The following is a 10,944-nucleotide window of genomic DNA, read 5'->3' on the forward strand; positions in this document are numbered from 1 at the left end:
CCGACGTGGTGCTACAGGAGGTCAGATGGTCCCCCGGAAGCAGAAGGTCGGCACAGTGGCGGTGGTCGCCCATCAGCGCAAGACGTTCGGCGGAGGCCTGGACGAGTTGCGCAGGTTGCTCGCCGACGAGGGTGTCGGCGAGCTGCTCTGGTACGAGGTGCCCAAGAGCAAGAAGGCCCCGAAGCAGGCGCGCAAGGCCCTCAAGGAAGGTGCCGACCTGGTCCTGGTGTGGGGCGGCGACGGCATGGTGCAGCGCTGCGTGGACGCGCTCGCGGAGTCCGGCGTGACGATCGGCATCCTGCCCGCGGGGACGGCCAACCTCTTCGCGCAGAACCTCGGCATTCCGGAGGACCTGCCCAAGGCCGTGCACATCGCCTTCCACGGCGAGAGCCGCAAGCTCGACCTGGGGAAGGTCAACGGCGAGCACTTCGCGGTGATGGCCGGGGTCGGGTTCGACGCGGCGATGATCAAGGACGCGGACCGGGGTCTCAAGGACCGCCTGGGACGCGCCGCCTACGTGTGGACGGGCCTGCGCCACATCCGCGGCGAGCTCGTGCACATGGACGTCAGGATCGACGGGGTGCCGTGGTTCGAGGGCGAGGCGAGCTGCCTGCTGCTCGGCAACGTCGGCACCATCACGGGTGGGATCGAGGCGTTCGACGACGCGCGCCCCGACGACGGGTGGCTGGAGGTCGGCGTGACCACCGCGAAGGGGCCGATCCAGTGGGCACGGGTGCTCGGCCGGATGACGACCGGCAGGTCCGACGACTCGCCGTTCGTCCGGATGACCCGGGCGCGCAAGATAACCGCCAAGCTCGGCGCTCCCATGACCTACGAGCTGGACGGCGGCGCCAAGGGCACCGTCACCGAGCTCAAGGCCAAGGTGGTACCGGCCGGCATCACGATCCGCGTCCCCGCGTCCACGGACACCTCGGGGAACCCGGAGGTCACGACGAGCACCGGCGAGCCCGCCGACGCCACGCGCTCCTGAGCGATCGGCCCTCCCGGGAAGCATGAGGATCCGGCGCGTGTGACGGCGGCGTTCCCGGGCGCCCTGGTCGCGCTGGCAGATCCCCTCTTTTCACTAATATTCATAACAAATACGCATTCGGTACGGTTTGTCGATATTTTCGCGTGATGGAAGCGAACGGGCCGATGACCGGTGGTCGCCGGACGCACGCCGGCGTCCCCGGCGCGCGGGGCGGTGACCACCACGGCCCGTCCGGGACGGGCGGGATCCGCGGCCGTCCCCGGCGGGTCCGGTCGTCCGCTCCCCGCTCGCCCGGCGGCGCCGCCCGGCGACGGCTCCGGACGGGGCCGGGGCGCCTGACGGGGGTCGTGTACGCGCCGTGATCGAGTTTCGCGTGTCGGTCGACATAGCGCACCCCGCGGCCGAGATATGGCGGATCATCGCCGACTTCGGCCAGGACCCCCGCTGGCGCGCGGGCGTGACCACCATGGCACCGGACCCCCCGGGCCCGGTCGTGCCGGGTACCACCACCGACGAGGTCATCAGCTTCCACGGCCGCGCCTACCGCACCGGCGGCCAGGTGACCCGGGTGGTCCCGGGCACGGAGTTCGCCTGGCGGATGACCTCGGGGATCGACGCCGAGGGGGAGAGGTCGGTCGTGCCGCTGGCCGAGGACCGGTGCCGGGTGACCCTGCGGCTCAGGGTCGGGCTCTCCGGCCTGCACCGCCTGCGCGCGCCCCTGCTGCGCCGCGCGCTCAGGCGCAAGTACCAGGAGGACCTCCGCCGCCTGAGCGACCTGGTGACCACCCGGACCTGACCCTCTTCGGACGGGACCGGTGACGACCCGCGGATAACCGGTTGTCCCGCGGTCGCATACGGGGAAAGCATGGCGGCCATGTCACTGCGCTTTCACGAGATCGCCGAGGGCGGGCACCGCATCCTCAACCCGTTCACCCACGACAAGCTGGCGCTGCTGGGGGAGATCGCCCGGCTCCGGCCGGGGCATCGCCTGCTCGACCTGTGCTGCGGCAAGGCGGAGATGCTCTGCCGGTGGTCCCTCGCGTACGGGATCGAGGGGGTCGGGGTCGACATCAGCGACGTCTTCCTCGCCGCCGGGCGCGCCAGGGCCGAGGAACTCGGGGTGGCCGGCCGGGTGCGCCTGGAGAAGGGCGACGCCGCGGCCTACCGGGCCGAGCGCGGCGCGTTCGACGTCGTCTCCTGCCTGGGGGCGACCTGGATCGGGAACGGCCTGGCCGGCACGGTCGAGCTGATGCTCCCCGCACTGCGCGCGGGCGGGATCCTCCTCGTCGGGGAGCCGTACTGGAACTCCGAGCCTCCCGAGGGCGCCTACGAGGCGTTCGGCTTCGGCCGCGAGGACTTCACCTCGCTGGCGGGCACGATCGACAGGTTCGAGGCCGCCGGGGTCGAGGTACTGGAGATGGTCCTCGCCGACGGGGACAGCTGGGACCGCTACGTGGCGAGCCAGTGGTGGACGCTGAGCGACTGGCTCCGCGACAACCCCGGCGACCCCGACGTCGAGGGGGTGCGCGACTTCCTGGAGCGCTGCCGGCGCTCGCACGTCGAGTACGGAAGGCGCCATCTCGGCTGGGGGGTCTTCGTGGTGCGACCTCGTTGACGGCTACCGGCGGGTAGGCATAAGTTGCTCGATACCGGCCGGTCGGTCAACGGGGGTGTGCCCGCGGGCGCGGGACGAGGTCGCCGGCCTCGTCCGGCGCGGGCCGGACGGCCCCGGGCTCCGGCCGGGCACGACGACCCGTTCCGCCCATCGCTCGGAGGCATGAGATGACCGACGTCCAGTTCGCCCGTCAAGCCTGGCGGCGCCTGGAGCCCCTGCACGGGATGATCTACTTCGTTCCCGAGGCCACCGAGCGCTACGCCGCGCTGGGCGTGGAGGGGCGCGCCGGTTACTTCGCCTCCCGGGCGGCGGCCTTCGGCACCGCCTCCGCCGAGCTGGTCATCGCGACCTTCTACAACTTCCACCCCGGGCTCGTCCGGCGCCACATCCCGGCCGTCTGGCAGGTGACGACCCCGGAGAAGATCCTCGGCGCCCGCCTGGAGGCCGCGGACGCGGCACTGCGCCGGGCCGGGATCCACGAGATCGACATCCTGGACGAGACCGCGGAGCTGGCCGCCCGCGCGGCGCTGCGGGCCTGCGAGCATCCCCAGGGACGCCCGCTGTTCGCCGCGCACGCGACGCTGCCCTGGCCGTCCGAGCCGCTGCTGAAGCTCTGGCACGCCCAGACGCTGCTGCGCGAGTTCCGCGGGGACGCCCACGTGGCGGCCCTGCTGACCGAGGGCGTCGGCCCGCTGGACGCGCTGGTCCTGCACGGCGCGACGGGCCAGATGCCCACGATCTTCCTCAAGTTCAGCCGCGAGTGGCCCGAGGAGGAGTGGGAGGCCGCCGCCGAGGGGATGCGCGAGCGCGGCCTGATGGACGGCGAGGAGCTCACCGACGAGGGCAGGGCGCTCCGGCAGCGGATCGAGGACCGTACCGACGAGCTGGCGCTGCCCGCCTACGCCGCGCTCTCCGACGAGGAACTGGCCCGCCTGGCCGAGCAGGCCCGCGTCTTCGGCCGGGCCGTGGTGGACGCGGGCCTGCTGACCTTCTCCGGCTGAGCCGGACGGGACCGCCTCACTCCAAGGCGGCACCGCCTCACTCCCGGCCGGCCGGATCACTGTCGGGCGGCCGGGTCAGTCCCGGGCGGACGGGTCACCGACCTGGCCGAGAAAGAGCGGGGTCAGCGTCGGCCGGTGCACGATCGCGAACGCGAACGGACGGTCGGCGCGGACCTCGACGTCGGGCGGGGCCGGTGCCATCACCGGGAAGGCGAGACCGGTGACGGCGGCGGCCTCGGTCCCCCACTCGTCCACCGTGACGGTGGCGCGATGGACCGCCTGGGAGAGCGTGGCGCCGTCGACGATCCCGGAGTAGTCGGACCCGCGCAGCCCCAGCGTCCCGAGCGGCTCCGCGAGCTCCACGGTGGTGGAGAGGTCCCAGCGCGGCATGGCCAGCCGTACCGGCCGTTCCCGGAGGCCGGAGGCCACCTCGGCCAGCACCGCGGGGGAGAGCAGGCTCGCGGGGGCGGCGCCCGCGGCCGGCACGAGGACCCACATGGCCAGCTCGTCACCGGCGTAACGCAGCTCCACGGCCTGCCAGCCCGATCCCGCCACGTACGGGACGGCGCCGTCGCGGCGCATCAGGGCGACGCGCACGGTCGTCCCGTCCGCGCGGGTGAAGGCGGCGTCGTCCTCGGGCGGGTCGGTGAACGGCGTCGCCCAGTCGGCCTTGAGGTAGAGGGCACCCGCGATGACCAGCTTGGTCCGCGGGTCCAGCCGGTCGAACACCTTCGTGATCCGCCCGGCCGTCCGTTCCTCGGCCCAGGCGTCGATGACCCCGGTGGCGTCCCCGGTGAAGTCGACCTGGTGCGCGCCCGTGCCGTACTGCTCGGCGAGCGTGCGCAGGAAGTCCGGCTTGACGCTCAGCCCCTCCTGGACGAACAGCCCGCCGGCGATGCCCACGACCGGGGGACGTGGCGTGCCGTCCTGGGCGTCCCGCTCCTCGTCCGGGCCGGGGACGGGAGGCGGGTCGTCGGTCGTGACGATCTGCCGGGTGAGCGCGTTGAGCGAGATGTGCGGCCCTTCGAAGGGGAAGCCGAAGACCCTGTCGAGCTCGTCGGCGGTGGTTCCGGCGGCCCCGGCCCTCGCCATGCCGAACGCGTGGGCGATGCTCAGGGGCGACAGGACGACGTTGGGTCTTCCGGACGCGGCGGTCGTGAGCAGTGAGTGCCCGAAGGCCGTCAGGCCGCGTACGGTCTCCGCGACCGGGGGGTTCGTGGGGACCAGCCGCTTCACCCCCTTCGCGGTGATCAGGCTGGGCTTGGACATGGCGCATGCCGAGAGGGCGGCGACGGCCAGCAGTGCGGGTAACAGTCGGCGCATGCCTGTGCAACGTATGCGGCGGCCGGGTGGTTCACGCGTCCGGGACGTCGGTGGTGTCCGGGTGGTTCGCATATCCGGGACGTCGCCGGTGTCCGGGCGGTTCACCTGGCCGGGGGCGTCAGCCGAACGCGGCGAAGGCGCCCGCGCCGATGAGGGCGACGGCCCAGGCGAGATCGAGGTTGAACCACGCCCTGCGCAGCACCGCCACCCCCAGCCGCTCGTAGACGAGCAGGGCCAGGACGGTGGTCGTGACCAGCATCGCCACCGTGTGCACCCCCGTCGCCAGCAGGGTCTGCGAGGCCAGCGCGGCGGCACCGTGCTCGCCCTGGCCTCCGTGAGCCCCGTGCCCCCCGTGGGCTCCGTGGGCTCCGTGCCCGTCGTGCCCGGTTCCCGCGCCCAGGGTGACCGGGAGCACCATCAGGCCCGCGCCGTGGGCGGTGGCCATCAGGAACGACCACCCGGCGAGCTGCGGGCCGTTCACCTTCATGCCCACCCTGCGGGGGTGATGCCGCCTCAGCAGCCGCCAGACGCCGAACCCGCACACCAGGGCCGCCACGCCGTACGAGACCGCCTTCGGCGGGGCGGCGAGCCGTGCGGCCGACACCAGCCCCAGCGTGACCAGCACCGAGGCGGCGTGACCGAGCACGATCGGCGGGAGCGCGCGCAGCACGCCCGCGCGCGAGCGCTCCTGCAGGCCGAGCGCGACCGCGAAGAGCCAGCCCATGGCCGGGTTCAGGCCGTGGAAGGCGCCGAGCCCGGCCACGACGAGCAGGGGGGTCAGATCCATCGGACGCGCCTCACAGGACGAGAAGACGGCCGGGACCGGTGACGGGCTCGGATGCGGCCGGGAGCGGACGGGACTCGGGGGCGGAAACGGGGGAGGGGACAGCGGGACCCGGGGTGGGGAGGGGGCGGGGTGAGGGTCAGGGGAAGCAGTAGGAGTCGGAGGAGGAGTCGCCGCCCTGCAGGCGGATCTGGTGCGCGCGACGGCCGTCCGCGGCGAAGTCGGTGAAGAAGCCCGGGTCGAGGGTGAGCGAGCCGTCGTCGGCGACGTCCACCTTCGCCATCCAGCCGGAGATGCCGTCGGGGTAGAAGACGTCGTCCCAGGAGCGGTAGAGCGAGTTGGTGAAATAGACCCGTCGCCCGTCCCTGCTGGCCTCGACCATCTGCGGGCCCCCGTTCAGCGCCCGGTCCGGGGCGGCCGGATGGGCGTCGCGCCGGACGATCCCGCCGATCCTGACCGAGCCGGTCTGCCGGGGGGCGAACGGGTCGGAGACGTCGTACGCCCTGAGCTCTCCGGTGCCCCAGGCCGAGACGAGCAGGATGCGGTCGTCGAGGGTCAGCGAGATGTCGCTGACCAGCGGCGGTACCGCGCCGAACTGCTTGAGCGGCTCCGGCAGCAGCTCGGGGTCGGCGGGTTCGGCCGGGATCGTGATCGTCTTGCGGGCCTTCCAGACGCCGTCCTCCAGGTACCAGGTGAAGATGTTGGACGACAGGTCCTCGACGTCGACCACCGTGTTGACGAACCCGTAGGTCCTGGTCGGGTCGTGCGCGGGCCGCAACTCCAGCGCCATCTGGTGGCGGTCGCCCAGGTCGATCTCCTGGAGGTGCCTGCGTTTGGTCAGGTCCCACACGTGCAGCCGGTGGCCGTACCCGCGGCCGGTGAGCAGCTCCAGCGACGGGCCGGGCTCGATCTGGTTGGGGGTGGCCCACTCACTGGTGATCATGGTGTCGTGTCCCAGGTGCCACCAGAAGTCGTAGTGCAGCCGTTGCGGCCCGCGGTCGGCCTCCCAGCGGCCCTGCGGTTCGAAGGTGTCGTGGTCGAGCGTGAACACGCCGCCGGGCGCGTCGCCGTCCACGTTGCCGAGCGCGCTGACGTAGATGGCGTCGGTGCCGCAGTGCACGGTGTGGGGGCGGCTGTAACCGGTCTTCTTGAAGATCGTCTCCGGCTCGATCGTCTTGACGAGCTTGGGACGCCGGGGGTCGTCCTTGACGTCGAAGACGTAGATCCTGCTGGACCGGAGCCCCGGAAGGACCAGGTAACGCCTTTCCACGTGCGGATGCGGCGCGTACGGGCACAGGGCCGCGCTGCACACGTTCCACCCGAAGTGATGGAGCTCGTCACCGGGGACGGACATGTCGTGCACATCGACGATCGAACCGTCGGAGAGGTCGATCGTGGCGAGCCCGTCGGGCCGTTCCTCGCCGGTCGTGTCCAACAGGGCGACGTAGGCCAGTCCCTCCCGAGGCGCCAGCATGGCCTCGCGGGCGGAGGGATAGAAGGTGGGATCGGGCTGGATGAGCGGCACGGTGAACTCCTCTTCGAGGCCGGAACCGATACCCCACCAATGTTGTAGGAAAATGCGGTCCTGTCCAGGGGACATATCGGTACGACCGTCGCGGGTTTCCGCGTCCTCCGCCCGGCGCCGCCGATTCGTGAAGCCGGTTCGTGAAGCGGTGGATTTCGCGGGACGGTGTGCCGTGCGGGGCGACGACGTTTCGTGGGTGAAGGCGTAGGGCGAAAAGGGGCGGATCAAAGGGGAAAGGGGCCGGTGGCGTTCCGGGGCGGCCCCTGGGACGGATCGCCGGGTTCGATCTTCGTCCGGATCTTCGGGGCCGGGGACGAGGACGGGGACGGGGTGGAGGCGACGGGCGCGAAGAGGGGCGAGCCCGGACGACACGGGGCGGAGAGCAAAGGGAGAGGTGCGGGGCGACGATGCCCCGCACCTCTCCGCTTTCACCCGGCCGTCACTCGCCCGTCCGGTCGTTCCGGCGACCCGTTCTCCGGTGATGGAGAACCCCGGAACGATCCCTCGGCTCGTGACGCGCCGATCGGCCTGCTTCCATGAAGTTCTGGGAGAACCTCAGCAGATCTTCACCGGGGTGCAGATCCCCATGGCCCCGATCCCCATGGAGCTACCGATCCCCATGGAGGCGCCCAGGACCGGGACGCCGATGACCGAGGTGCCGTACACCGGAGTCGCGACGACCTGGATGGGGGTCACGCGGACGGTGTCGACCGGTCCGCTGACGGTTCCGGCTCCAGGCGGTCCGGCGGGGCCTTCGGGTCCTTCAGGCCCGGTGGGGCCTTCCGGTCCTTCGGGTCCCTCCGGTCCGGGAAGGCCGTCCGCGCCTGCCGGTCCTTCGGGTCCGGCGGGTCCTTCGGGGCCTGCCGGCCCGGGAGGACCGTCTGCTCCGGCGGGGCCGGGAAGGCCGTCGGCTCCTGCCGGGCCGGGGAGGCCGTCGGCTCCCGCGGGTCCGGGAGGTCCGGCGGGTCCCTCGGGGCCGGGGAGGCCGTCAGCTCCTGCCGGGCCGGGGAGGCCGTCGGCTCCTGCCGGGCCGGGGAGGCCGTCTGCGCCTGCCGGTCCGGGAGGCCCTGCGGGTCCCTCCGGTCCGGGAAGGCCGTCAGCCCCAGCGGGGCCCGGAAGGCCGTCAGCCCCAGCGGGGCCCGGAAGGCCGTCAGCCCCGGCGGGGCCCGGGAGGCCGTCGGCTCCCGCGGGTCCGGGAGGTCCGGCGGGTCCCTCCGGGCCGGGAAGGCCGTCAGCTCCGGCGGGGCCCGGAAGGCCGTCAGCTCCGGCGGGGCCCGGGAGGCCGTCGGCTCCCGCGGGTCCGGGAGGTCCGGCGGGTCCCTCCGGGCCGGGAAGGCCGTCAGCTCCTGCCGGGCCCGGGAGACCGTCTGCGCCTGCCGGTCCGGGAGGTCCTGCGGGACCCTCGGGGCCGGGAAGGCCGTCAGCTCCGGCGGGGCCGGGAAGGCCGTCGGCTCCTGCCGGTCCGGGAGGCCCAGCGGGCCCTCCGCTCCGGGGAGACCGTCGGCTCCGGCCGGTCCGGGAGGTCCGGCGGGACCCTCCGGTCCGGGAAGGACCGGCGGGTCCGATGAGGCCGTCGGCTCCCGCGGGTCCGGGAGGTCCGGCGGGGCCCTCAGGGCCGGGAAGGCCGTCTGCGCCTGCCGGTCCGGGAGGTCCTTCGGGTCCGGGCGGTCCTGCGGGGCCATCGAGACCGGGAAGACCGTCGGCACCCGCGGGTCCGGGAGGCCCTGCGGGACCCTCGGGACCGGGAAGGCCGTCGGCTCCGGCCGGTCCGGGAGGTCCGGCGGGACCCTCGGGGCCGGGAACGGCCGTCGGCTCCGGCCGGTCCGGGAAGACCGTCGGCGCCTGCCGGGCCGGAAGGTCCTTCGGTCCGGGAGGCCCGGCGGGGCCCTCGGGACCAGGAAGACCGTCAGCTCCGGCCGGGCCGGGGAAGGCCGTCGGCGCCTGCCGGTCCGGGAGGTCCGGCGGGACCCTCCGGTCCGGGAAGACCGTCAGCACCCGCGGGTCCTGCGGCCCCTCGGGGCCTGCGGGTCCTTCAGGTCCGGCAGGACCGGCGGGTCCCCTCGGGCCGGCGGGCCCGCGGAGCCCGTCGGGAAGCTTGCACAGGAAACTCGGCAGACCGAGCCACCTGCACAGCAGGGATGTAGTTCCGTCGGTCGAGGTCGGGCGTGCCGCCTTGTGAATGATCGTTCCGGTGGCCACCACGTCGCTGACGCGGACTACCGGAGCCGCGCTGGTGGACGCGAACCACCGGAGCCACCGGGACAGAGATTCGTGCAAATGGCGGCGAGCTGCAGGAGGCACGGGTCCGCAGCGCTCTTGGTGGGGCTGATTCCGCCATGGCGGGCCTGGGCCGAGGCGGGAATCTGCGAATCGGCCGAAACTGGAACAGGGGAGTGCAGAAGAAGGACGGCCCCGGCTGAGCGCGGCCGCCCGCAAAGGTCCGTTGCATGAAAGTAGACACGTGCCTTCTCTCTCCTGTCTGTATTCAGAGAAAACGCGACGCGGCCATTCTTGAGGTGTTCGGTGTGAAGAGTGCGAGAAGTGCTGCTCGAATCCGGTGAAGACACTTAGGTGAACGGTGCACCGCGCTTTGCCGTACGAAAACATGAATCGCTACATAAATCGCAATGGGGCTCATTGTAATAATGATATCGCTAAGCGTCTTAATTTCCCGCAAACCGGAATTCGGTTCATTGGTGTGTCATCGGGCGGGAGTGTGATCTCACGGTCCCGAGGGGGCGGGTCCGGCCGGGGTGCGGAACGCTCTCCGGTAGGCCGAGCAGTGTGCGCATCGCGCGGGTGAAATGTGATGGGCGAAAGGTCGCCGGGCTGTCGAAGCCCACGGCGGAGGCGATGCTACCTCCACGGAGCGGCGGAGGTGCGACTCAGCAGTCGTCAGGCTAGGCCGCCACCCGCTGGAGATCACCCATCGCAGTCGGGCTCGTCCCGGGTCTGCCGCTTGAAATGCCTTATGACGTGCGCTGTGTGACACGCGCGACACCTCCGCTGAGGACGGCGATCGTGATGGGTTCGGCGAGATGGTCCAGCGCCCAGGTCATCGCGGCCGTCCCGGCGCACCCTCGCGTACCGCGCGCGACCGCGCCTGGATGAACTGGGCCTGCCCGCCCTCCGGTGCGGAGGGATGACGAGCCTGCGGGCGACCTCGTTGGCCACGCCCGCCCGTGGTCCTTGCGGACCAGGTGGATCAGCAGTCCAGCCCGGCCGCGCTGCCCGCGCTGGTCGCACGTCCTCGCCGTCGACGTAGATGCACGTCCGGGTCCACCCGCACCCGGGGGAACCTCTGCTGGAGCGAGCTCCTCGGCGTACCTCCAGTGGGTTCGTCGCCTCCCTGTCGTCAGCAGCCGGCGGCGGCCAGCGCGAACGGCTCCCGAGCAGATCGACACGACGCGCGCGCCCCGCTCGTGGGCCCGGCGCAGGGCCGCGACCACCCGCGGGACACCTCGTCCCGGACGTCCGCACCCCGGGGACGATCACGGTGCCGGCCTCGGCCAGTTACGTGAGACCGTGCTCACCCGCATGGTGAATCCGCCCACGACCCGCAGGTCGGGCGGGGCTCTCGGCGCAGACCGCGAGCTCGTACCAGGGCACGCGCAGTTCCGGGCGGCGGGATGCCGAACACCTCGACCACGCAGCCCAGCTCGAACGGGCTCAATGCCGTCGAAGGCGAGGACGGAGACACCGGCG

9 protein-coding genes are annotated in these 10,944 nt (G+C 72.5%); 4 read left to right on the top strand and 5 right to left on the bottom strand.

Features of this window, described 5'->3' with window-relative positions; translation table 11 throughout:
• Window positions 1–25: 25 nt before the first annotated feature.
• From ABD832_RS17435 to ABD832_RS17450, 4 genes are all read left to right on the top strand, one after another.
• Window positions 26–991, top strand: coding sequence for a diacylglycerol/lipid kinase family protein (locus ABD832_RS17435; protein WP_344895911.1), 966 nt, complete (start codon window positions 26–28; stop codon window positions 989–991).
• 358 nt (window positions 992–1,349) lie between these two features.
• Entirely contained in the window at window positions 1,350–1,787 is a 438-nt protein-coding gene (locus ABD832_RS17440; protein ID WP_344895914.1) for an SRPBCC family protein, read from the top strand.
• 78 nt (window positions 1,788–1,865) lie between these two features.
• Window positions 1,866–2,606 carry an SAM-dependent methyltransferase gene (locus tag ABD832_RS17445; RefSeq protein WP_344895917.1) on the top strand — a complete coding sequence of 247 codons (741 nt, stop codon included), beginning with the start codon at window positions 1,866–1,868 and terminating at the stop codon, window positions 2,604–2,606.
• A 167-nt stretch (window positions 2,607–2,773) separates the two neighbouring features.
• Complete coding sequence (locus ABD832_RS17450) at window positions 2,774–3,607, top strand: SCO6745 family protein (protein ID WP_344895920.1); 834 nt, start codon at window positions 2,774–2,776, stop codon at window positions 3,605–3,607.
• Between the two features lie 75 nt (window positions 3,608–3,682).
• Here the strand turns inward: ABD832_RS17450 and ABD832_RS17455 are convergent, their stop codons facing one another.
• From ABD832_RS17455 to ABD832_RS17475, 5 genes are all read right to left on the bottom strand, one after another.
• Complete coding sequence (locus ABD832_RS17455; protein WP_344895923.1) at window positions 3,683–4,930, bottom strand: serpin family protein; 1,248 nt, start codon at window positions 4,928–4,930, stop codon at window positions 3,683–3,685.
• Between the two features lie 118 nt (window positions 4,931–5,048).
• A complete protein-coding gene (locus ABD832_RS17460; protein ID WP_344895926.1) occupies window positions 5,049–5,717 on the bottom strand; it encodes a hypothetical protein in 669 nt (222 codons plus the stop codon).
• Window positions 5,718–5,853: 136 nt separating this feature from the next.
• Complete coding sequence (locus ABD832_RS17465; RefSeq protein WP_344895929.1) at window positions 5,854–7,239, bottom strand: selenium-binding protein SBP56-related protein; 1,386 nt, start codon at window positions 7,237–7,239, stop codon at window positions 5,854–5,856.
• 555 nt (window positions 7,240–7,794) lie between these two features.
• Window positions 7,795–7,935: a hypothetical protein gene (locus ABD832_RS17470; RefSeq protein ID WP_344895932.1), complete on the bottom strand. Its 141-nt coding sequence runs from the start codon at window positions 7,933–7,935 to the stop codon at window positions 7,795–7,797.
• Window positions 7,932–8,945: a hypothetical protein gene (locus tag ABD832_RS17475; protein WP_344895935.1), complete on the bottom strand. Its 1,014-nt coding sequence runs from the start codon at window positions 8,943–8,945 to the stop codon at window positions 7,932–7,934. The genes ABD832_RS17470 and ABD832_RS17475 overlap by 4 nt, the downstream gene beginning before the upstream one ends.
• Window positions 8,946–10,944: the final 1,999 nt, after the last annotated feature.

The sequence above is a fragment of the Streptosporangium longisporum genome (assembly GCF_039534895.1).
GTDB classification, from domain to species: Bacteria; Actinomycetota; Actinomycetes; order Streptosporangiales; family Streptosporangiaceae; genus Streptosporangium; species Streptosporangium longisporum.

What these genes read in the sequence shown, in the direction of transcription:
- ABD832_RS17435 (WP_344895911.1), top strand. Translation starts at nt 26, where the DNA reads ATGGTCCCCCGGAAGCAGAAGGTCGGCACAGTGGCGGTGGTCGCCCAT.
- ABD832_RS17445 (WP_344895917.1), top strand. Translation starts at nt 1,866, where the DNA reads ATGTCACTGCGCTTTCACGAGATCGCCGAGGGCGGGCACCGCATCCTC.
- ABD832_RS17450 (WP_344895920.1), top strand. Translation starts at nt 2,774, where the DNA reads ATGACCGACGTCCAGTTCGCCCGTCAAGCCTGGCGGCGCCTGGAGCCC.
- ABD832_RS17455 (WP_344895923.1), bottom strand. Translation starts at nt 4,930, where the DNA reads ATGCGCCGACTGTTACCCGCACTGCTGGCCGTCGCCGCCCTCTCGGCA.
- ABD832_RS17460 (WP_344895926.1), bottom strand. Translation starts at nt 5,717, where the DNA reads ATGGATCTGACCCCCCTGCTCGTCGTGGCCGGGCTCGGCGCCTTCCAC.